Annotated in this window: 16 protein-coding genes; 9 read left to right on the forward strand and 7 right to left on the reverse strand. The window is 56.8% G+C overall.

Features of this window, described 5'->3' with window-relative positions; translation table 11 throughout:
* Positions 1 to 18: 18 nt before the first annotated feature.
* On the reverse strand, positions 19 to 2010 hold the full coding sequence (gene tkt, locus ACLGE8_RS11630; RefSeq protein ID WP_410998623.1) for a transketolase: 1992 nt from the start codon (positions 2008 to 2010) through the stop codon (positions 19 to 21).
* Between the two features lie 463 nt (positions 2011 to 2473).
* Here tkt and ACLGE8_RS11635 point away from each other — a divergent pair, with 463 nt between their 5' ends.
* Positions 2474 to 3208: a GntR family transcriptional regulator gene (locus tag ACLGE8_RS11635; RefSeq protein ID WP_106925532.1), complete on the forward strand. Its 735-nt coding sequence runs from the start codon at positions 2474 to 2476 to the stop codon at positions 3206 to 3208.
* Positions 3209 to 3370: 162 nt separating this feature from the next.
* Entirely contained in the window at positions 3371 to 4651 is a 1281-nt protein-coding gene (gene hemL, locus ACLGE8_RS11640) for a glutamate-1-semialdehyde 2,1-aminomutase (protein WP_333011645.1), read from the forward strand.
* Positions 4652 to 4747: 96 nt separating this feature from the next.
* On the opposite strand, the gene fhuB is transcribed toward hemL, so the two are convergent.
* The 6 genes from fhuB to hrpB all read right to left on the reverse strand — a co-directional run bounded on the left by fhuB (position 4748) and on the right by hrpB (position 16157).
* Positions 4748 to 6730 carry a Fe(3+)-hydroxamate ABC transporter permease FhuB gene (fhuB, locus tag ACLGE8_RS11645; protein WP_410998625.1) on the reverse strand — a complete coding sequence of 661 codons (1983 nt, stop codon included), beginning with the start codon at positions 6728 to 6730 and terminating at the stop codon, positions 4748 to 4750.
* Positions 6727 to 7617, reverse strand: coding sequence for a Fe(3+)-hydroxamate ABC transporter substrate-binding protein FhuD (gene fhuD / locus ACLGE8_RS11650; protein ID WP_410998627.1), 891 nt, complete (start codon positions 7615 to 7617; stop codon positions 6727 to 6729). Before fhuD ends, fhuB begins: the two co-directional genes overlap by 4 nt.
* Positions 7617 to 8414 (reverse strand): Fe3+-hydroxamate ABC transporter ATP-binding protein FhuC, encoded by a 798-nt coding sequence (gene fhuC, locus ACLGE8_RS11655; protein ID WP_333495945.1) that lies wholly within the window; start codon positions 8412 to 8414, stop codon positions 7617 to 7619. Before fhuC ends, fhuD begins: the two co-directional genes overlap by 1 nt.
* A gap of 48 nt (positions 8415 to 8462) precedes the next feature.
* Positions 8463 to 10697 carry a ferrichrome porin FhuA gene (fhuA, locus tag ACLGE8_RS11660; RefSeq protein ID WP_410998629.1) on the reverse strand — a complete coding sequence of 745 codons (2235 nt, stop codon included), beginning with the start codon at positions 10695 to 10697 and terminating at the stop codon, positions 8463 to 8465.
* 331 nt (positions 10698 to 11028) lie between these two features.
* On the reverse strand, positions 11029 to 13566 hold the full coding sequence (mrcB, locus tag ACLGE8_RS11665) for a bifunctional glycosyl transferase/transpeptidase (RefSeq protein ID WP_410998631.1): 2538 nt from the start codon (positions 13564 to 13566) through the stop codon (positions 11029 to 11031).
* A gap of 161 nt (positions 13567 to 13727) precedes the next feature.
* A complete protein-coding gene (gene hrpB / locus ACLGE8_RS11670) occupies positions 13728 to 16157 on the reverse strand; it encodes an ATP-dependent helicase HrpB (protein ID WP_410998633.1) in 2430 nt (809 codons plus the stop codon).
* Between the two features lie 73 nt (positions 16158 to 16230).
* Here hrpB and thpR point away from each other — a divergent pair, with 73 nt between their 5' ends.
* The 7 genes from thpR to panB all read left to right on the forward strand — a co-directional run bounded on the left by thpR (position 16231) and on the right by panB (position 22042).
* Complete coding sequence (gene thpR / locus ACLGE8_RS11675) at positions 16231 to 16764, forward strand: RNA 2',3'-cyclic phosphodiesterase (RefSeq protein WP_410998634.1); 534 nt, start codon at positions 16231 to 16233, stop codon at positions 16762 to 16764.
* Positions 16765 to 16776: 12 nt separating this feature from the next.
* On the forward strand, positions 16777 to 17499 hold the full coding sequence (sfsA, locus tag ACLGE8_RS11680; RefSeq protein WP_410998636.1) for a DNA/RNA nuclease SfsA: 723 nt from the start codon (positions 16777 to 16779) through the stop codon (positions 17497 to 17499).
* A 156-nt stretch (positions 17500 to 17655) separates the two neighbouring features.
* Entirely contained in the window at positions 17656 to 18111 is a 456-nt protein-coding gene (gene dksA / locus ACLGE8_RS11685; protein ID WP_035891939.1) for an RNA polymerase-binding protein DksA, read from the forward strand.
* Between the two features lie 69 nt (positions 18112 to 18180).
* Complete coding sequence (gene gluQRS, locus ACLGE8_RS11690) at positions 18181 to 19077, forward strand: tRNA glutamyl-Q(34) synthetase GluQRS (RefSeq protein WP_410998638.1); 897 nt, start codon at positions 18181 to 18183, stop codon at positions 19075 to 19077.
* A gap of 181 nt (positions 19078 to 19258) precedes the next feature.
* Positions 19259 to 20656, forward strand: coding sequence for a polynucleotide adenylyltransferase PcnB (gene pcnB, locus ACLGE8_RS11695; protein WP_410998800.1), 1398 nt, complete (start codon positions 19259 to 19261; stop codon positions 20654 to 20656).
* Positions 20653 to 21132 carry a 2-amino-4-hydroxy-6-hydroxymethyldihydropteridine diphosphokinase gene (gene folK, locus ACLGE8_RS11700; protein ID WP_410998640.1) on the forward strand — a complete coding sequence of 160 codons (480 nt, stop codon included), beginning with the start codon at positions 20653 to 20655 and terminating at the stop codon, positions 21130 to 21132. Before pcnB ends, folK begins: the two co-directional genes overlap by 4 nt.
* 118 nt (positions 21133 to 21250) lie before the next feature.
* Positions 21251 to 22042 (forward strand): 3-methyl-2-oxobutanoate hydroxymethyltransferase, encoded by a 792-nt coding sequence (gene panB / locus ACLGE8_RS11705; RefSeq protein ID WP_410998642.1) that lies wholly within the window; start codon positions 21251 to 21253, stop codon positions 22040 to 22042.
* Positions 22043 to 22170: the final 128 nt, after the last annotated feature.

Below are 22170 nucleotides of genomic sequence, written 5' to 3' on the forward strand. Positions count from 1 at the left end.
AATGAAAAAATGGGGTGACTAAAGCATGCGACGGGCAGTTTCCGTCACATTCTCTTTCGTAAAGCCAAAGTATTTAAACAGGACGCTCGCTGGCGCAGATTCCCCAAAGGAGTCCATGCCAATAACCTTTCCATCCAACCCGGTATAGCGCTGCCAGAACCCTTCAATGCTGGCTTCTATCGCCAGACGGTTACGCACGCGTTTCGGCAATACGGACTCTTTATAGGCTTCATCCTGCTTATCAAAGCGCTCGGTGCACGGCATGGAAACCACGCGAATCTGATGGCCTTCCTGCTGCAGCGTACGAGCCGCGGCAACCGCCAACGCCACCTCTGAGCCTGCGGATATCAGGATCAGCTCAGGCTCACCCTCGCAATCGACCAGCACATAGCCGCCACGCGCAATATTGTTAAGTTGTTCCGCGCTGCGAGCCTGCTGTTCAAGCGGCTGACGGGTCAGCACCAGGGCCGATGGCCCGTCCTGACGTTCAATTGCCTGCTGCCAGGAGACCGCCACTTCCACCTGATCGCATCCGCGCCAGGTTTCCATATTCGGCGTCAGGCGCAGCGAAGCCAGCTGCTCAACCGGCTGGTGTGTCGGGCCATCTTCGCCCAGACCGATGGTGTCGTGGGTATAGACAAAGATGGAACGAATCTTCATCAGTGCCGCCATGCGCAGCGCATTGCGGGCATATTCCATAAACATCAGGAAGGTGCCGCCGTAAGGGATAAACCCGCCGTGCAGCGCCAGGCCATTCATAATGGCCGACATGCCAAATTCACGAACGCCATAAGAAAGGTAGTTCCCCGCCCCATGCTCGGCGGTAAAATCGACGGACTTCTGATGCCTGGTCAGGTTAGACGGCGAAAGATCCGCTGACCCGCCCATCAACTCAGGCATCATATCGGCGAAAAAATTTAGGCAGTTCTGGCTCACCTGGCGCGTGGCCAGCGATGCCGGGTTGGCCTGCAAATCGTCAATATAGTGCTGGATATTCCCTGCCCACTGCGCAGGCAGTTCGCCCTTCATACGGCGGACAAACTCGGCGGCCAGTTCAGGCCATTGCAGTGCATAATCGGCAAACAGCGCCTCCCATGCCTGCTCGTCCTGCGCCCCTTTTTCGGTCGCATCCCAGGCAGCGTAAATATCGGCAGGAATTTCAAACGGCGGATACGGCCACTCGAGGCGCTCGCGCACCAGGGCAACTTCATCAGCGCCCAGCGCCGAACCGTGGCATTCATGGCTGTCCGCTTTATTCGGCGAGCCGAAACCGATAATGGTTTTACAGCACAGCAGGCTTGGTTTATCGCTGACCCGTTTGGCTTCGCGAACGGCAGCGTCAATCGCCTGCGGATCGTGACCATCAATACCTTCGATCACGTGCCAGCCATAGGCACGGAAGCGGGCGGCGGTATCTTCAGCGAACCAGCCTTCAACATGCCCATCGATAGAGATGCCATTATCGTCCCAGACGGCAATCAGGTTCCCCAGCCCTAAGGTTCCGGCCAGGCTGCATGCTTCATGGGAGATACCCTCCATCAGGCAGCCATCGCCCAGGAACAGCCAGGTGTAGTGATCGACGATATCAAACCCAGGCTTATTGAATTCAGCGGCCAGCGCTTTCTCGGCAATGGCCATGCCGACGGCATTCGCTACCCCTTGCCCCAACGGGCCGGTGGTGGTTTCAACGCCGGGCGTATAGCCATATTCCGGGTGTCCAGGCGTACGAGAGTGAAGCTGACGGAATTCACGGATGTCATTCATGCTCAGATCATAGCCCGTGAGGTGCAACAGAGAATAAATCAGCATCGAGCCATGACCATTCGACTGCACATAGCGATCGCGGTTAAACCACTGCGGATTTTTCGGGTTATGGCGAAGGTGATGACGCCAGACGACCTCGGCAATATCAGCCATACCCATCGGTGCGCCCGGGTGGCCGGAGTTGGCTTTCTGAATCGCGTCGACGCTCAGAATTCGAATGGCATTCGCTAATTTTCTGTTGCTCATACGTCTCTCTTTTTACCTGGATTTTACGTTCAACAATAACGTTTGCGGGGTTTTCCCCACGCCAGCATGAATAGACATGTCGAAAGAGACCTTACTTTTTGTTGTTGTATTGCTCAGCCATACCGTTCAACGCGGCTTGAGTTCTCTCCCGGCAACGAATTATAAAATAATCATTTAAATACAAATAATTACTTTAAAACATCCCGTTATTACTGCATCCTTACGTCTTTCAATATACGTCTATACATGTTTCACTTGTCTAGTCATCTTGATGATGCACATAGACGTGTCCAGATACAATATGCAAAAATGCATTTTATCGCGATGCGGCGTTTGTTCACTCAAATTCGTTAACTTGCTCACAATATGACGTTAACGGTCTGGTCGACCGAAAACAAAGTCAGGCATACATGTAAACAGGATCCAGCGGCGTTATCGCCCACATTGGTTAGGAAGAAAGTCGATGGTTGATGGCATTACAGAGAAGCAAAAAGAGGTGGTCGATTATATTCTCAGGAAGATAAAGACCGATGGTCTTTTGCCAGGGGATAAACTGGACACAGAGATTGCTATTGCCAAAAACATCGGCATTACTCGCGCCACGGTGCGCGAAGCCACGCGGCTGTTGATCGAGCAGCAGCGAATTTACCGCGTGAAGGGCTCCGGTTTGTTCGTCGGTGCCATTGGTAAAAGCAACCATTCCGGCAGATTCCACGCCCTGTCGCCTTTTGATTTCCAGGCGCAGAAGAGCGGCCATAAGGGCGTCAGAAAAGTCATCAAATTCAGCATTATGAAAGTACCGTCGCCGGAAATCGCGCAGTCTTTGCGGATAAAAAATAGCGATCAGATCTATAAAATCTTACGCCTGATGTGTTTTGACGATATTCCCGTCGCCCTTGAGCATATCCATCTGCCGGTCAATATGTTTACCAGCATGGAATTAAGCCAGCTCGAAATATCAAAATATAGCTATATCGAAAGCATCACCGGTAAAAAGGTCCAGCGCCGCGATCAGAATTTAACCGCTATCAACCTGGTTGACGAAGATATTCTTAATCTATTGAATCTCAAAGAGAATGACTCCGTTCTGGAACTTGATGAAACCGTTTATCTTGATGACGGCACCCCTTGCGAAGTCAATATTGCCATTATCAACACGCGCATTTTCCCCCTGAGACAAAACTCAACCCGCTCATAAGGCGGGCCATTTTCAGCCCGACCTCTCCGCTGCTGGTAACAAGGCAGCCACTATCATTTCTGTTGCCCAACATTCACACCACAATGGTCAAAAATTTCATAACCTCTATGGAATAATTTAGAATAGCGGGCAAAACATTTTCCACGAACCAGGATCCTGGCAATGAGCAAATCTGAAAACCTCTATAGCGCAGCGCGTGAACTAATCCCTGGCGGAGTGAACTCCCCGGTACGTGCCTTCACCGGCGTGGGCGGTACGCCGCTGTTTATCGAGCGTGCGGACGGCGCGTATCTGTACGACGTGGATGGCAAAGCCTATATCGACTATGTCGGTTCCTGGGGGCCGATGGTGCTGGGCCATAACCACCCTGCCATCCGTAATGCGGTGATTGAAGCGGCCGAGCGCGGCCTGAGCTTCGGTGCGCCGACCGAGATGGAAGTCACCATGGCGAAACTGGTTACCGAACTGGTGCCAACCATGGACATGGTGCGTATGGTCAACTCCGGTACCGAAGCGACCATGAGCGCCATTCGTCTGGCGCGCGGCTTCACCGGCCGTGACAAAATCATCAAATTCGAAGGCTGCTACCACGGCCACGCCGACTGCCTGCTGGTTAAAGCGGGCTCCGGCGCGCTGACCCTCGGCCAGCCAAACTCACCGGGCGTGCCGGCAGATTTCGCCAAGCACACCCTTACCTGCACCTATAACGATCTCGCGTCCGTACGCGCGGCGTTCGAGCAGTTCCCGCAGGATATCGCCTGCATCATCGTTGAACCGGTTGCCGGCAACATGAACTGCATCCCACCGCAGGCTGATTTCCTGCCGGGCCTGCGCGCGCTGTGCGACGAGTTCGGCGCGCTGTTGATTATCGATGAAGTGATGACCGGCTTCCGCGTGGCGCTGGCTGGCGCACAGTCCTACTACGACGTGGTGCCGGATCTGACCTGCCTTGGCAAAATCATCGGTGGCGGCATGCCGGTGGGCGCCTTCGGCGGCCGTCGCGACGTGATGGATGCGCTGGCACCAACCGGCCCGGTTTATCAGGCGGGTACCCTTTCCGGTAACCCGATTGCGATGGCGGCGGGCTTCGCTTGCCTGACCGAGGTGGCGCAGCCGGGCGTTCACGAAACCCTGACCGACCTGACCAACCAACTGGCGCAGGGTCTGCTGGATGCCGCGCAGGAAACCGGTATCCCACTGGTGGTGAACAACGTCGGCGGCATGTTCGGGATCTTCTTCACCGATGCCAAAGAAGTGACCTGCTATCAGGACGTGCTGAAGTGCGACGTTGAACGCTTTAAGCGCTTCTTCCATCTGATGCTGGATGAAGGCGTGTATCTGGCACCGTCAGCGTTTGAGGCGGGCTTTATGTCCATCGCCCACAGTGAAGAAGATATCAACAACACCGTTGATGCTGCGCGTCGGGTGTTTGCGAAGCTGTAAGTCAGAGACACATGCCGGGTGGCGGCCTCGCCTTACCCGGCCTACGTGAATCGCACAATCTGTAGGCCGGATAAGCGCATGCGCCATCCGGCTTTTTTATCGGCTCTGCTTTCTCAGCAAATAGATAAAATACGGCGCACCGATAAAGGTCGACAGCAGCCCCGCTGGCACCTGATACGGGAACATCAGCATCCGCCCGCACCAGTCAGCAAACACCAGTATCAGCCCACCAATCAGCGCCGACATCACGATATGCGGCATCGTACGACGGAAGCCCATCATGCGCGCAATATGCGGCGCCATCAGCCCAACAAAGCTTAACGGCCCGATGGTCAGCGTGGCCGCCGCCGTCAGGCACGCCGCCAGCAGCAGCAGGCTGATACGTGCCGGTGACAGCGCCATACCGATAGAGCGCGCCGTTTCGCCGCCCAGCGGCAGAATGGTTAACCAGCGGCGGCAAAGTGGCACCAGCAACAGGAAAATGATCATGGCAATGGCCGATTGCACCACCTGCTTGCCGGTCGCGTTATAGGTTGAACCAGAAATCCACGTCAGGATTTGCGCCATGCGTGGGTCACCGCTCGCCTGCAGCATCATCAGCAGCATGGTAAACGCGGTACTGAGCGCCATCCCCGCCAACAGCATACGGTGCGGTGAAAATCCGCCGCGCCCGGCGGCAATCAGGATAACCAGCAGCGTGACCGCCGCCCCCAGACTCCCCGCCGGCAGCAGCCAGACAAACGCGTTGCCCGGCACAACGAACAGCATCAGCACCACGCCGAAGGCCGCCCCGGAGCTGATCCCCAGCACTTCAGGGCTCGCCATCGGGTTGCCGGTTAAGCGCTGAATAATACAGCCCGCCACCGCCAGCATCACCCCGGCAATCAGCGCCGAGGCGATACGCGGCCAGCGCCACTGAATCAGTTCGTCGAGCAGCGTACCGCTCGCCCAGTGCCAGCTGTGCGCATCGCGCCCCAGCGACAGTGCGACAAACATCGCGGCCAGCAGGATAGCCAGCCCGCCCAGCGCAAACCACTGCACGTGCCGACGCTCATTCGCCACGCTGTCATTAGCGTTCATTGACGGCGCGCTCATGCTGCGCAGTCGCGGCAGCAGCCAGAGCAGCAACGGCGCACCAATCAGCGCGGTCACGGAGCCGGTAGAGACTTCCATCCACACCCGGGTCAGCCAGAGGATAACCTGGTCGGAGAGCCATAGAATCAGCGCGCCAATCAGCGGTGCCAACATCAGGCGGGAGAGCAAGCGTCGCGCGCCGAGCATCTTCGCCAGCAGCGGCGCAAACAGGCCGATAAAGCCGATAATCCCCACCGCATTGACGAGAAAGGCACTGATAACGATCGCCAGCGTCAACGCGCCCAGACGCGCCAGCGATAGCGCCAGCCCCAGGTTGCGCGCCACGCCATCATCCAGCCCCATCAGCGTTAACGGGCGCAGCAGCAGCAACGTAAGCATCACGCCGCCCAGCAGTTGCGGCCACAGACGCTGCACAATGCTCCAGTCGGTTTGAGTCAGCGTCCCGGTGCTCCACAGGAACATACTTTGCAGCTGGTCGTGATGGAAAATCACCATCAGTTGGTTTATCGCCCCGCAGTACAGGCTCACCACCAGCCCGGCCAGAATCAGCGTCACCGGCGAGAGGCGTTTGCCCCATGCCACGCCGAATACCAGCGCACCGACGATACAAGCCCCCGCCAGCGCGGCAAACTGTGAGGCCAGCACGCCAGGAATGGCCCACAGCGCGGTGATGGTCATCCCCAACTGCGCGCCGGTAGCCACGCCAAGCGTGGTTGGTTCAGCCAATGGGTTACGCAGCACCTGCTGGAACAGCACGCCCACCAGCCCCAGCCCGGCACCGACCAGCAGTGAGATAGTCAGGCGAGGCAGCAGGCTGTAGTGGAACAGCATCTGATCGATGGCGTTAATATCCGGCTGGCGCATCGCCTGGAACCAGAGTGAGTGAGGCAGCGCGAGGTTGAAGTTAAACCAGGTCAGCGCCAGCCCGACGACAAATAGCGCCAGCAGTAACACTGCGGCAAAAGGAGAGCGAGTCGTTTTCACGCTTTGCCTCCCAGTGAATTATCAAGGATACGGGCGAAGTTCATCGCCGACAGCGTCGCGCCATAGAACCACACCGCCGGAACGTTCTGCACGCGATTCGCACGTACAAAAGGCATCGCCTGCCATAACGGCGTGGCGGCCAGTTGGCGCATATCAGCGGCATTGCCGTGGTCAAAGCAGAGCACATCAACGTCTTTGTAGGCCGCCAGCCGGTCGATACCGACCACCGTGCTGCCCCAGAAATTGGTTTCGCCCTGCCAGGCGTTCTTCACGCCCAGGCGATCGAGGATCTCCTGGAACAGGCAGTTCGGGCCAAACACCAGCATATGGCGCGGGTCGAGCAGCGACATCATCAGCAGCGGGCGTTCGCCGCGCTGTGCAAAGCGTGGCTTCAGACTATCGATATAGGCATCAAACTCCGCCAGATGGCGATGAGCAATATCCTGCTTATTGAGCAGTTCCGCCATCTCCAGCAGCGATCGCCGCGCCTGCTCCAGCGGCTGCTTGCCGTCGCTGAAGGCAAAGCTGCGCCCCGGTGCGATGCGCGCAAGGATCTTCGGTGAGGGGCCATATCCCGCAGACCAGACCAGCATCGATGGCTTCATCTGGGTCAGCAGTTCAAGATTGGGTTCGGTACGCAGCCCCACGTCAATCACCGAGTCCGGCAGCACCGGTTCGTTGACCCACATGCGATAGTTAGGGATATCCGCCACGCCGTAAGGCGTGACGCCCAGCGCCAGCATCAGCTCCACGGGCAGCCACTCCAGCGCCACGATACGTTCAGCGTTCACCGGCGCGGCCTGGGCTTTTTGCATCTGCCAGAGCAGCGGCGAGAGCGCCATCGCCGCCAGAAAACGGCGGCGGTTTATCAAATTCGAATCAGCCATCAATAGACAAAACTTACCGGTGCGGCACCGGCTGGATGCGGAAGAATACCCATCGGGATGCCGTAAATCTGCTCCAGCGTGTCGCTGCGCATCAGTTCATCCGGCGTTCCCTGAGCAATCATTTCACCGCCGCGAAGCGCCACCAGATAGTCGCAGTAGCGCGCCGCCATGTTGATATCGTGTAGAACCGCAACCACCGTCAGACCGCGCTGCTGGCTTAAGCGATGCACCAGCGCCAGCACGTCAACCTGATGGGCGATATCCAGCGCCGAGGTTGGCTCATCGAGCAGCAGGCAACGACTATCCTGCGCCACCAGCATGGCAATCCACGCGCGCTGACGTTCGCCGCCGGAGAGGCTATCGACCAGGCGATGCGCCAGCGGCTTCAGCCCGACAAGGGAAATCGCTTCCTCGACCTTTTCACGATCGGCCACACCGAAACGGCCCAGCGCGCCGTGCCAAGGGTAGCGACCAATCGCCACCAGTTCACGGACGGTCATCCCTTCTGCGGGCGGCAGTTGCTGCGGCAGGTAGGCCACCTTGCGAGCAAAGGCTTTGCTGTTCCAGCTCGCCAGCGGCTGACCGTCCAGCAGAATCTCGCCTTCCGACGGCGGCTGATGGCGGCCGAGCATTTTCAGCAGCGTGGACTTGCCCGAGCCGTTATGACCGATAAGGCCGGTCACTTTGCCCGCGGGAAAAGTTAAGGAGAGAGGATGAAGAAGCGTACGGCCTGGAACGCGAAAAACGACCTGTTCCAGAGAAAAGGTCGTATCAGAATGAGTTGTCTTGTCCTGCATAACCGTCAACATGTTAAAGGGCGCGGAAAATCCGCGCCCTGGAGGTGGTTAGAAACGGAACGTTGCGGTAGCAACAACCTGGCGCTCAGCGCCCCAGAAGCAGCCATAGGTCTGGAAGCAGCTGGAAACATATTCACGATCAAGCAGGTTGGTCACATTGACTGCAACGCTGGAGCCAGCCATACCGAAGCGTGCCAGGTCATATTTGACAACCGCATCCATCACAGCAGCACTGCCAACTTTGAAGGTATTCGCCGGATCGCCATAGCTTGAACCAATAAAGCGTCCACCGGTACCCAGCGTCAGGCCAGACAGCACACCATCGTGGAAGGTGTAATCCCCCCACAGCGAAGCCATATTTTGTGGAACCTGCTCAACGTTATTGCCCTTCAGCTTTGTATCTTTCGTGTACTCAGCGTCCGTGTAGGTGTATGAAGCAGTGACGTTAATATTGGCATTTACCGCTGCTTTAGCTTCAAATTCAAAGCCCTGTGAGCGAACTTCTCCCGATGGAACCTGGAGATTTGAGTTATTCGGATCGGTGGTCAGGGTATTAGTTTTGGTCAGGTGATATGCCGCTGCCGTAATCACAATAGGCATATCTTTCGGCACATATTTCACGCCGGCTTCATACTGCTCGCCCTTTGATGGCGCAAACGCCATGCGCGGAACGCTATACAGATCGAATGCATTCGGTTCGAATGACTGACTGTAGCTGACATACGGAGAAATACCGTTATCGAACAGATAGTTTACACCACCACGCCACGTGAACTGGTGGTCATTACGTTCAATATAGCCGCCAACCGGAGTGGTTGAGTTCTCTCTGACGGTAGTCGCTTGCTGAGACCAGTCATATCGGCCACCCAGCGTGAAGACCCATTTGTCCCATTCAGCCTGATCCTGAACGTAGATACCCGTTTGTTTGGTTTCGTTCATCTGATATGGCTCAGCCGAATCAAAGTCAAAGTTATCCAGGGTCTGCGGGTTGTAGAGATCAAGTGCCGGGGCACTGCCAAACTTGGCATTGATATCGTTACGCATACGCATGAAATCGATACCGGTCAGCAACGTATGATCAACCGTTCCAGTAGCAAAGTTGCTCTGCAGTTGGGTATCAACGCTGAAGTTCTGCAAACGCTCATTATCAACAACGGTACCACGTCCGAGATAGTGATCTTGATCGGCGACTGGAATGGCCTGACATGGTGCGTTATAGGTGTTGGTCGTACAGATACCAGTACCATAAACACTCTGCTGAGCCGTTTTCATTTCAGCAAAGCGTAAATTCTGGCGTACGGTGAAGGTGTCATTGAAACCATGTTCAAAGCTATACCCAACCATCTTCTCGTTGCGCGAATAGCTATTGTTTTTAGCACCTTCATTAAAGTCGCTAGGCAGACGTGAGCCGTTCGGTAATGGCTGAACGGTCCCTTCTTTTGGTAACCAGCCGTAATAACCAGTTTCAGGCTCATTCTGGAAATAGGAAAGGAACGTAAAGTTGGTTTTGTCATCAGGACGCCAGGAGAACGATGGCGCGATGGTGTACCGCTGCTGCTCTGAGTGGTCCTGCTGCTCGTTATTAGAGCGCGCCAGCCCTGTCAGGCGGTAAGAAAATTCGCCGTTATCATCCAGCGCATCGCTGAAATCAAAACCAGTCTGGAACAGATTATTTGTTCCCATTTTGAACTGCACTTCTTTCAGCGGTTCAGTCGTCGGGCGTTTACTCACCATGGAGATGATCCCGCCCGGATTGCTCTTACCGTATAGCACGGAAGTTGGTCCGCGCATCAACTCAACGCGTTCCAGCATATATGGGTCGATTACTGCATCGTTGTAAAAGTTACCTTGCAGCTTCAGACCATCCAGATAATTGTTCTGGCTTAGGCCAACTGAAGTAAAACCACGAATGCTAACAAAATCGTAGGTATTGGATGCACCACGGTTGCTCACGACAACGCCTGGGGTGTATCCCAGAGCTTCCTTGACGGAACGTGACTGGTGAATCTGCATCTCTTCATTAGTAACGACTGAGATCGACTGCGGAGTCTTCTCAATCGGAGTATCAGTCTTAGTTGCCGTTGCTGAACGCTTCGCCGCAATCGTCGGAGCCGGGCCCCAGGCACTTTCCTGGGCCGCCGGTGCTGCGGTGACGGTGATGGTTTCTTCTTTAGGTTGTTCTGCTGCCTGTGCATATACAGACATGCCGCTAACCGCCGTGGCTACTACAACTGCGAGTTTACGCAGCGAGTGGGTTGGCTGAGCAGTTTTAAGACGCGCCATTGGTATATCTCTGATGAAGTGAATGATAACGTAAACGAGAATTATTATTATAACGATGGGAATAATAGGTCATGCATTGCGCGCATAGCAAGCGATATAAGTCCCTACCAGAATTAAGGGGTTAAGAATTAAACAGATGAAATAATGGCGTTAAGAAAAAGAAAAAACTTAGAGATAAAAAAAGCCCCTGCACGACGCAGAGGCTTAGTACCAATACGGTATCGAGCCATCCCGGAGTCGGCGTGAACGCCTCGTCCGGGCTACAAAATCGGCTGTAGCCCGGACGAACGAAGTGACGCCGGGATTGGCACCGATCCCCGCCAGGGCGGTATTAATTCCCGCCGAACATATCCTTAATCCAGCCCGCTACGCCGTCGCTGTCTTTCTTCTCCTGCGCCGGCTGCTGCTGTTGCTGCTGCTGAGGCTGCGAAGAGGAAGAGTCAAACGGGTTCGCTGACTGCTGCTGCTCGATAGCCTGCTGGCTCTGCTGGCAGAGTGAATCAGGGTCGGTAGTCCAGACCGGCAGCATACGGGTGCCACCGCCGCCGCAGACGAAGTTACCGCCATCGTCCACGCCCATATTCACCACGTCTTCCGGCGGCGTCAGATCCAGCGCGATAGGCGACTGAGTCTCCAGATAACGCTGGTAGATAGACATCGCACCGCTGGCGCCGTACAGCTTGGTCGGCTGGTTATTATCGCGGCCTACCCAGGTGATCACCACTTCACGACCGTCAATCCCGGCAAACCAGGTATCGACGTTGTTGTTGGTAGTCCCGGTTTTCCCTGCCAGATGCAGGTTCGGGTATTTCGCGCCCAGCTGACGGCCAGTACCACGCTGCACAACCTGCTGCATGGTCCACAACGTCAGATAAGCCGCCTGCGCCGGAACGGCACGCTCAGCCTGCGGATAGCTCTGGTACAGCACGGTACCGTCTTCCGCAATCACCGAACGCAGCGCCGACAACGGTGCACGGTTACCGCCGCTGGCGATGGTCTGGAACGCCTGGGCCACTTCAATCGGCGTCAGGTTCAGCGCCCCCAGCAGCATCGCCGGCACGGCGTTGAGCTGATCTTTCGGCGCGCCCAGCTTCAGCCAGGTGTCGGTAACCGCAGGCAGACCCAGCGCCATACCGAGGTTAACGGTCGGCACGTTCATGGAACGCGTCAGCGCATCTACCAGCATCACCTGACCGCTATAGCGACGGTCATCGTTCTGCGGTGACCACACCTGACCATTCGGCTGACGCAGCGCAATTGGCGCATCGGCAATCCAGGTATTCAGGCGGTACTGGTTCGGCTGGCTTAAGGCCGTCAGATAGGTCGCCGGTTTTGCCAGAGAACCAATCGAACGACGCGCCTGCATGGCTCGGTTGTAGCCCGCAAACTGCGGCTCAGCGCCGCCAACCATCGCACGCACTTCGCCGCTGAAGCGGTCGACCACCACCATCGCGGTTTCAAGGTCGCTCAGCTTACGCTGTTTCTTCAGCACCGGAATGCCATCGGTTGCCGCTTTTTCTGCCGCATCCTGCGCTACCGAATCGAAGGTGGTAAAGATCTTCACGCCGGAGAGATCTTTCACTTTATCGCCCAGCTTCGCCTGCAGCTCCTGACGCACCATCTGCATAAACGCTGGCTGCGGTGAAATCACCCCGCCGCGCGGCTGTACACCCAGCGGACGCGCGCTCAGCATGTCGTACAGTTCCTGATCGATGACCTTCTGCTGTTGCAGCAGGCGCAGAACCAGATTACGACGCTCCAGCGCCAGTTTCGGATTACGCCATGGGTTATAGATTGAAGCCCCTTTCACCATCCCCACCAGCAGTGCCTGTTGGTCAAGGCTCAGCTCTTCCACCGGGCGGCCAAAGTAGTACAGGCTCGCCAGCGGGAAGCCGCGGATTTCATTGTCGCCGCTCTGGCCGAGGTACACCTCGTTCATATACAGCTCAAGAATGCGGTCTTTGCTGTAGCGGGCGTCCATGATCAGCGCCATGTAGGCTTCGTTCGCCTTACGCCAGTAAGAACGTTCGCTGGAGAGGAACAGGTTCTTCACCAGCTGCTGGGTTAGCGTACTCGCCCCCTGCACCGTTCTACCGGCGGTCAGGTTCGCCAGCACCGCGCGGCCCATCGAGTAGAAGCTGATACCGTCGTGCTCGTAGAAGTGACGGTCTTCAGTGGCGATAAGCGTATCGATCAGCAGATCCGGGAAACCACTGCGCGGCACAAACAGACGCTGCTCGCCGTTTGGCGAGGACATCATAGTAATAAGGCGTGGGTCGAGACGGAAGAAACCGAACTGACGGTTGCTGTCCAGGTTCTCGATGGTTTCCAGGTGATCGCCATCAAAGGTCAGGCGTGCACGCACCTGCCCCTCTTTGCTGTCCGGGAAATCGAACGGGCGACGGATCATCTCAATGCTGTTGGCCTGCACGGTAAATTCACCGGGCCGCGTCATCGCCGATACCTGGCGATACTGGGTCGCCGTCAGCAGCTGCACCATCTCTTTTTTGCTGATCGGCATATCCGGTTCAAGGCTCACCATGCGGCCATAAACTGCCGCTGGCAACTGCCAGACTTTACCGTCGATGCGGCTACGGATTTTTTGATCCAGATACACGCCATAAATGGCGATCAGCACGGCAAAAACGATGCCGAGTTTTACCAGGAACCAGAACCAACGGCGCTTGCCGCGCGGTTTTTTCCCTTTCCCGCCGCCTTTACGCGAGCGCGGTTTTTCATCGTCATAGCCATCATCATCATAATCGTCGTCATACTCATCATCTCTGAGCTGTCGACGGCTTACCTTTTGCTTTGCCGGACGTGCAGGCTTGCCTTTACGTCCAATCGGCTCGCGGTCATTCCCCGCCATGCTTTCTCTCCGCAACATTCAGGCATAAAGGCCTGATTCTCAATTCTTCTGCCACGGGACAGAAGAAGATATCTCTCAATTTTATGCAGTTTTTCCCCGGCGTCGCATTCGCTCGGCCGGGCTACGTTTTGATGCAGCCCGGCCTGCCGGGAACAACACCATCACGAATACTTTTTCGTCCGCCGTGTCGGCGCGGTGTTTGCCGGATCGTCCGGCCAGACGTGCTTCGGATAGCGCCCTTTCATCTCTTTTTGCACTTCCCGGTACGCCCCCTGCCAGAACGCGCTTAAATCGCGCGTGATCTGCAGCGGACGCTGCGCCGGAGAGAGCAACTCCAGCACCAGCGCCACCCGCCCTTCAGCGATAGTCGGCGTGCTGGCTTCGCCAAACATCTCCTGCATACGCACCGCCAAAGCCGGCGGGTTCTCATCATCATAGCGAATAGCTATCCGACTTCCTGTGGGCACAGTGTAATGAGTTGGCAGCAAACTCACCAGACGTTGTCGTAATGACCAGGGCAACCATTCCAGCAACGCCTGATGAACATCCAGCGATTTCAACCCGCGCAACGAGTGAACGCCGCTCATGTGCGGCAGCAACCAACTCTCCAGCGCCGCCAGCAGCGAGGCGTCATCCACCGCAGGCCACTCATCTTCCGGCAACCAGCGCGCAGCGCATTGTAAACGCAAGCGTAGCTGTTCCGCTTCGTTCGTCCAGTTGAGCACGCTTAGCCCTTTCTCGCGAATGCCGGTGAGCATCGCCCGGTGCAACTCCTCTTCCGACGGCTTCGCCAGCGGGCGCACGCTCAGCGTTAACTGACCAATCTGGCTTCGGCGCAGCGCTTTCAGCGTGCCCTGGGTATCATCCCACTCGATAGTGTCAGATTGTTGAATCAGCTGCGGGCAGCGCGCCACCAGCGCATCAATATCCAGCACACAGGCCTGCAGGATGCGCGCATCCGGCGAGGCATTGCCCTGTAACAGCAGGGGCGCAATCAGCCATTCGTGGCGATTCAGCGCATCGTCGGCGTCTAACATCGCCCCCATACCGTTGGCGAGTTGATAGCGCCCTTCCTGCCCGCGTCGGCGGGCGATGCGGTCGGGGAAACCCTGCGCCAGCAGCGCAGGAATCGCGTCGCTGTCAGGCTGCCCCGCACGGCGATTAAGCCGCTTACAAAGCTGCTGGCTTCGCTGCTGCCACTGCCCCTGCGAACGGGTGAAGGCCTGCATGAGATCGCCGCTACCGCCACGCGGAGGCTCCTCCAGAATGGCTGCCAGCCGCGCCGCCGTAGCCACTTCATCGTCGCTATCCGCCGCCACCAGCATCGCCGCGAGGCGTGGGTCGTTCCCCAGCGCCGCCATTTTCTGCCCTTTCGCGGTTAAGCGCTCGTCTGTTAACGCGCCTAGCTGCGTTAGCAGGCGACGCGCTGCCGCCAGGTTCACCGCGGGAGGCGTATCCAGCCAGCAGAGCTGCGACGGATCGTTACAGCCCCACTGCAAGAGTTCGAGCAGCAGCGACGAGAGATCGCTTTGCAATATTTCCGCTTCGCTCTGCGCCGCCGCACGCTCGGCCTGATCTTTTGCCAGCAGATGCACACACACACCCGGCTCCATACGCCCCGCACGCCCGGCACGCTGGGTCATCGAGGCCTGGCTGACGCGCTGGGTTATCAGCCGTGTCAGCCCGCTGCGCACGTCAAAACGCGCCACGCGCTCCTGGGCGCTGTCCACCACCAGGCGAATACCTTCGATGGTGAGACTGGTTTCGGCAATATTGGTTGCCAGCACCACCTTCCGCTTGCCCGCTGGGGCGGGAAGAATCGCCTGACGCTGCTCGCTGAGCGGCAACGCGCCATAGAGAGGACAGAGCAGGACATCGTCGGCTACGCGCTCCGCCAGGTGATTCTGCACCCGCTGAATTTCGCCAACCCCCGGTAAAAACAGCAGCAGCGAACCACTTTCATGACGCAGCAGTTCCGCCGTCGCAATAGCCACCGCCTCATCAAAGCGCTGGTGCGCAGGCAGCGACTGATAGCGACGATCCACCGCAAACGCGCGACCTTCGGAGATAACCACCGGCGCATCCGGGAGCAGATGCTGCAGCTTGTCGTTATCAAGGGTGGCCGACATGATCAGCAGTTTGAGATCATCACGAAGCCCCTGCTGAACGTCCAGCAGCAGCGCCAGCGCGAGGTCGGCCTGTAGGCTACGTTCATGGAATTCATCGAGGATCACTAGCCCCACGCCAGACAGTTCGGGATCGTGTTGGATCATACGCGTCAGGATCCCTTCGGTCACAACCTCTAACTGGGTCGTGGGCCCTACGCAGGTTTCCGCTCGCATGCGGTAGCCGACCGTTTCTCCCGGCTTCTCACCCAGCAGTTCCGCCAGGCGCTGCGCGACATTGCGTGCCGCCAGACGGCGCGGCTCCAGCAGCAAAATACGCCCGTTAATGCCGCCGTCGCGTAAAATTTGCAGCGGTAGCCAGGTGGATTTACCTGCACCCGTTGGCGCGTTCAGCAGCACCTGCGGCGATTGCCGTAAGGCATGAAGGAGTTCAGGAAGGATGCTTGCGACCGGCAACAGGGACACGAATGGCTCCAGAGGGTTAACATTAAACGGCGGACATTGTAGCATCGCCTCAATTCATAACCGAGTCCCCACCATGTCAGAGTCAAAAAGGCTGTTTTTCGCCGTTGAGATCCCAAAGCCCATCCAGAAGCAGCTGGTGAAGTGGCGCGCCGATAATTTTGCCGACGACGCTGGCGTCCCCGTGGTCGCTGCCAATCTGCATATCACGCTGGCGTTTCTGGGCGAGGTGAGCGAGGAGAAACAGCGCGCGCTGGCCGCCATGGCAGGACGTATCCGCCAGCCCGGTTTTACGCTGAATCTGGATGATGCCGGACAGTGGCTACGCTCGCGCGTGGTGTGGCTCGGTACGCGCCAGCCGCCGCGTGGGCTGCTGCAGCTCGCCAATATGCTTCGCGCTCAGGCCGCCCGCAGCGGCTGTTATCAAAGCCCGCAGCCGTTTCACCCGCACCTGACGCTGCTGCGCAACGCCGCGCAGGCGGTGCCTATTCCCGCACCTGGTTTTCTCTGGACGTTTCCAGTGACCGGGTTCGCGCTATACGAATCACGCTTTGTCCGGGGGCGCACAAAATACACGCCATTACAGCGCTGGACGCTCAGCGAATCATAATAAGGAAAACGTATGAAGTTTACGCCACCGCTCAAGCACGCCACGCTGATTCAACGCTACAAACGCTTCCTCGCCGATGTTGTCACCCCCGAAGGTGAAACCTTCACGCTGCACTGCCCCAACACCGGTGCAATGACCGGTTGTGCAACCCAAGGTGACACCGTTTGGTATTCAACATCAGAAAATACTAAACGAAAATATCCACATACATGGGAATTAACTCAGACCCAGCAAGGGGCATTTATCTGCGTCAATACGCTGCGGGCAAACACCCTGGCAAAAGAGGCCATTCTGGCCCAACGTCTTCCCGAACTCACCGGCTACAACACGCTGAAAACCGAAGTGAAATACGGTGAAGAAAGCAGCAGAATTGACATCATGTTACAGGCAGATGATCGTCCCAACTGCTATATTGAAGTGAAGTCAGTCACACTTGCGGAAAATGAATTTGGTTACTTTCCGGATGCGGTGACCGTGCGCGGACAGAAGCATTTACGCGAGCTGATGGGCGTTGTCGCCAGGGGCGAACGCGCCGTTTTACTGTTTACTATCTTGCACTCAGCCATTGAATATTTCTCTCCTGCACACCATATTGATGCTAAATACGCAGAGTTACTCATTGAAGCAAAGAGAAAGGGGGTAGAGATTTTGGCTTATAAAGCGGAACTTTCTGCCGATAATATGACTCTGATATCGCCGTTACCCATTGCGTTATCACCGGGGGTATCTGCATAGAAAGTGTTCGGGCTGCGGCGCAAATACGCTTTTCCTCACAGCATTGTCAAGTGTTACGTTTAGATAATTGCCATCAGGAAAAGCATCTGTTATTTATAGCGGCCTGATTTTTCCCCCGAACACGGGGATCGATAGTGCGTGTTAAGGAGAAACAACATGCAAGAAGGGCAAAACCGTAAAACATCGTCCCTGAGTATTCTGTCCATCGCAGGGGTGGAGCCGTACCAGGTGAAACCGGGCGAAGAGTATATGAACGAAGCCCAGCTGGCGCACTTCCGACGTATTCTTGAAGCATGGCGTAATCAACTTAGGGATGAAGTCGATCGCACCGTTACTCACATGCAGGACGAAGCTGCAAACTTCCCGGACCCGGTAGACCGTGCCGCGCAGGAAGAAGAGTTCAGCCTCGAACTGCGTAACCGCGATCGTGAACGTAAGCTGATCAAAAAGATCGAGAAGACGTTGAAGAAAGTGGAAGATGAAGATTTCGGCTACTGCGAATCCTGTGGTGTTGAAATTGGCATTCGTCGTCTGGAAGCACGTCCAACGGCTGACCTGTGCATTGACTGCAAAACGCTGGCAGAAATCCGCGAAAAGCAGATGGCAGGTTAAGAGAACGCTAACTCTCTATCTTCAAGGCGGGAATCTCTCCCGCCTTGTTGTTTTTTTATTGCAATAATCATGTCGACACAACCTTATATAGGGCGATTTGCCCCTTCCCCTTCCGGTGAACTGCATTTTGGGTCGCTGATTGCCGCCCTGGGAAGCTATCTACAAGCTCGTGCCCAGCAGGGTATCTGGCGAGTTCGCATCGAAGATATCGATCCCCCTCGTGAAGTTCCCGGTGCTGCAACCACCATTTTGCATCAGCTGGAACATTACGGCCTCCACTGGGACGGTGACGTTCTCTGGCAGTCGCAGCGGCACGATGCCTATCGTGAAGCCCTCGCGTGGCTGAAAAGCCAGAACCTGTGCTACTACTGCACCTGTACCCGCGCGCGCATCCAGAGCATCGGTGGCACCTACGATGGTCACTGCCGTGACCTCAATTATGGTCCGGAAAATGCGGCCCTGCGTCTGCGTCAGACGCACCCGGTAACCGAATTCACCGATCTGTTGCGTGGCACCATCAAGGCCGACGAACGTCTCGCGCGTGAAGATTTCATCATTCATCGTCGTGATGGTTTGTTTGCCTATAATCTCGCGGTGGTGGTCGATGACCAGTTTCAGGGGGTTACGGAGATTGTTCGCGGTGCAGATTTGATTGAACCCACCGTGCGACAGATTTCGCTCTACCAGCAGTTTAGCTGGCAGGCACCAGACTATATTCATCTGCCGCTGGCGTTGAATGAAGAAGGTGCTAAACTTTCTAAGCAAAATCATGCACCTGCCCTACCAGCCGGCGATCCACGTCCCGTACTTATCGAGGCGCTGCGCTTTTTAGGCCAGGATATTCCGGCGCAATGGCAGGATTTCAGCACGACAGAATTACTGCATAATGCGGTCGCGCTATGGTCGCTAAATCAGGTACCTGAAATGGTGAAGATCAATCCGCCATTCTCAAATGCGTTATGCTGAGCTATGATTAGCCGCTATTTTTACTCGTCGTCTTTCGCGCCGCGGCTACGTTGACTGCGTTTGCTCACCCCAGTCACATAGTTATCTATGCTCTTGGGGATTCGCAAACTTGTCGCTTTGCCGCAACGCAAAATCCATTGAGTACATTTTGTCCCAAAGTCAGATATTACCGAGGTGCACCATTTTTACCCGAGTCGCTAATTTTTGCCGCAAGGTGCTGAGCCGTGAGGAGTGCGAGGCTGAAAACGCCGTCGCTAAACCTGCTATGACCGTTATTCCGCGCGAGCAGCACGCTATTTCACGCAAAGATATCAGCGAGAATGCCCTCAAGGTTCTTTATCGTCTGAACAAAGCAGGCTACGAGGCTTACCTCGTTGGCGGCGGCGTTCGCGACCTGCTGCTAGGCAAAAAACCAAAAGATTTCGACGTGACCACCAGCGCCACGCCTGACCAGGTTCGCAAGTTGTTCCGCAACTGCCGTCTGGTGGGCCGTCGCTTCCGTCTGGCACACGTCATGTTCGGCCCCGAAATTATCGAAGTCGCCACCTTCCGTGGTCACCACGAAGACGGCCAGTCCGATCGCACCACCTCACAGCGTGGGCAAAACGGTATGCTGCTGCGCGATAACATCTTCGGCTCCATCGAAGAAGATGCCCAGCGCCGCGACTTCACCATCAACAGCCTCTACTACAGCGTGGCGGACTTCACCGTTCGTGACTACGTTGGCGGTATGCAGGATCTGATCGACGGCGTGATCCGCCTGATTGGCGACCCGGAAACCCGCTACCGTGAAGACCCGGTGCGTATGCTGCGCGCCGTGCGCTTTGCCGCGAAGCTGGATATGCGCATCAGCCCGGAAACCGCTGAGCCAATCCCGCGTCTGGCAACCTTGATGAACGACGTGCCGCCGGCGCGCCTGTTCGAAGAAGCGCTCAAGCTGCTGCAGGCAGGCTACGGCTTCGAAACCTACAAGCTGCTGCGCGAATACAATCTGTTCCAGCCGCTGTTCCCGACCATCACCCGCTACTTCACTGAAGACGGTGATAGCCCGATGGAACGCATCATCTCTCAGGTGCTGAAGAACACCGATACCCGCATTCATAATGATATGCGCGTTAATCCGGCGTTCCTGTTCGCCGCGATGTTCTGGTATCCGCTGCTGGAGATGGCGCAGAAAATCGCTCAGGAGAGCGGACTGGCCTATTACGATGCCTTCGCACTGGCGATGAACGAGGTGCTGGATGAAGCCTGCCGTTCGCTGGCAATTCCAAAACGTATTACCACGCTGGTGCGTGATATCTGGCAGCTGCAGCTGCGGATGTCCCGTCGTCAGGGTAAACGCGCCTGGAAGCTGATGGAGCATCCAAAATTCCGCGCTGCTTACGATCTGCTGGCCCTGCGTGCTGAAGCCGAACACAACGGCGAACTGCAGCGTCTGACCCAATGGTGGGGCGAGTTCCAGGTGGTTGCGCCACCGGCCCAGAAAGATATGCTCAACGAGCTGGGCGATGAGCCGGATACCCGTCGTCGCCACCGCCGTCCGCGCAAACGCGCACCACGCCGTGAGGGCAGTGCGTGACCGTTGCCTATATCGCCATCGGCAGCAACCTCGCCTCTCCGCTGGAGCAGGTGAACGCCGCCGTTGAGGCCCTCGGCGCGATCCCGGAAAGCCGGGTCGTTGCCGTCTCCGCGTTCTACCGTACCCCGCCGCTCGGCCCACAGGATCAGCCCGATTACCTGAACGCCGCCGTGGCGCTGGAAACCACGCTCGCCGCCGATGTACTGCTCAGCCATACCCAGCGTATCGAACTGCAGCAGGGGCGTCAGCGCAAAGCCGAACGCTGGGGGCCGCGTACCCTCGATTTAGACATTATGCTATTTGGTCAGGATATTATTCATACCGATAATCTGACCGTCCCGCACTACGACATGTACAACCGCGGCTTTATGCTGTGGCCGCTGTTCGAGATTGCCCCTACGCTTATCTTCCCGGATGGCGTCAGCCTGCGTCAGCGCCTTGATGCACTGGCGGAAAACTGCCCAGCGCGCTGGTAGCGCGCCCTCCTTTTTTAGCGATCCCTGCTCTCCCTGGTATCGTTTGCCTAAAGTCATTGCCCCCCTGATTTCGGCTGTTAGAATGCCGGGTAATACGATCTTACCATCAGGGATTATTATGAAACCGACCACCATCGCCTTATTGCAGAAATGCAAACAAGAGAAAAAACGCTTCGCGACCATCACGGCATACGACTACAGCTTTGCCAAACTGTTCGCCGACGAAGGCATCAACGTGATGCTGGTAGGCGACTCTCTTGGCATGACCGTTCAGGGCCACGATTCCACGCTGCCGGTAACCGTTGAAGACATTGCCTACCACACCCGCGCCGTTCGTCGCGGCGCACCACACTGCCTGCTGCTGTCCGATCTGCCGTTTATGGCCTACGCCACGCCGGAACAGGCGTTTGAAAACGCGGCAACCGTGATGCGTGCCGGGGCGAACATGGTCAAGATTGAAGGCGGTGCCTGGCTGGTGGATACCGTAAAAATGCTGACCGACCGCGCCGTGCCGGTATGCGGCCACCTGGGGCTGACGCCGCAGTCGGTCAACATCTTCGGCGGTTATAAGGTGCAGGGCCGCGGTGATGCAGGCCAGGTGCTGCTCGACGATGCGCTGGCACTTGAAGCCGCCGGCGCGCAGCTACTGGTGCTGGAGTGCGTGCCGGTTGAGCTGGCAAAACGCGTCACCGAAGCGCTGTCGATTCCGGTTATCGGCATTGGTGCAGGTAACGTCACCGATGGGCAGATTCTGGTGATGCACGATGCATTCGGCATCACCGGCGGCCATATTCCTAAATTTGCCAAAAACTTCCTCGCTGAAGCGGGCGACATGCGCGCCGCGGTACGGCAGTATATGGCGGAAGTCGAGTCCGGGGCGTATCCGGGCGAAGAACATAGTTTCCACTAATTTTGCTGACCATGCCGGATGGCGACACCATGCGTCTTATCCGGCCTACAAACCGCCAACGAATGTAGGCCTGATAAGCGTAGCGCCATCAGGCGCTGCTATGGACCATCAGATAACTCAAGGAGTCC

It is taken from the genome of Kluyvera sp. 142486, assembly GCF_046569695.1.
Taxonomy (GTDB): Bacteria; Pseudomonadota; Gammaproteobacteria; order Enterobacterales; family Enterobacteriaceae; genus Kluyvera.

Excerpts from the sequence above, each read along its gene's own strand:
- tkt (WP_410998623.1), bottom strand. The coding sequence starts at position 2,010 with ATGAGCAACAGAAAATTAGCGAATGCCATTCGAATTCTGAGCGTCGAC.
- ACLGE8_RS11635 (WP_106925532.1), top strand. The coding sequence starts at position 2,474 with ATGGTTGATGGCATTACAGAGAAGCAAAAAGAGGTGGTCGATTATATT.
- hemL (WP_333011645.1), top strand. The coding sequence starts at position 3,371 with ATGAGCAAATCTGAAAACCTCTATAGCGCAGCGCGTGAACTAATCCCT.
- fhuD (WP_410998627.1), bottom strand. The coding sequence starts at position 7,617 with ATGGCTGATTCGAATTTGATAAACCGCCGCCGTTTTCTGGCGGCGATG.
- fhuC (WP_333495945.1), bottom strand. The coding sequence starts at position 8,414 with ATGCAGGACAAGACAACTCATTCTGATACGACCTTTTCTCTGGAACAG.
- fhuA (WP_410998629.1), bottom strand. The coding sequence starts at position 10,697 with ATGGCGCGTCTTAAAACTGCTCAGCCAACCCACTCGCTGCGTAAACTC.
- mrcB (WP_410998631.1), bottom strand. The coding sequence starts at position 13,566 with ATGGCGGGGAATGACCGCGAGCCGATTGGACGTAAAGGCAAGCCTGCA.
- thpR (WP_410998634.1), top strand. The coding sequence starts at position 16,231 with ATGTCAGAGTCAAAAAGGCTGTTTTTCGCCGTTGAGATCCCAAAGCCC.
- sfsA (WP_410998636.1), top strand. The coding sequence starts at position 16,777 with ATGAAGTTTACGCCACCGCTCAAGCACGCCACGCTGATTCAACGCTAC.
- dksA (WP_035891939.1), top strand. The coding sequence starts at position 17,656 with ATGCAAGAAGGGCAAAACCGTAAAACATCGTCCCTGAGTATTCTGTCC.
- gluQRS (WP_410998638.1), top strand. The coding sequence starts at position 18,181 with ATGTCGACACAACCTTATATAGGGCGATTTGCCCCTTCCCCTTCCGGT.
- panB (WP_410998642.1), top strand. The coding sequence starts at position 21,251 with ATGAAACCGACCACCATCGCCTTATTGCAGAAATGCAAACAAGAGAAA.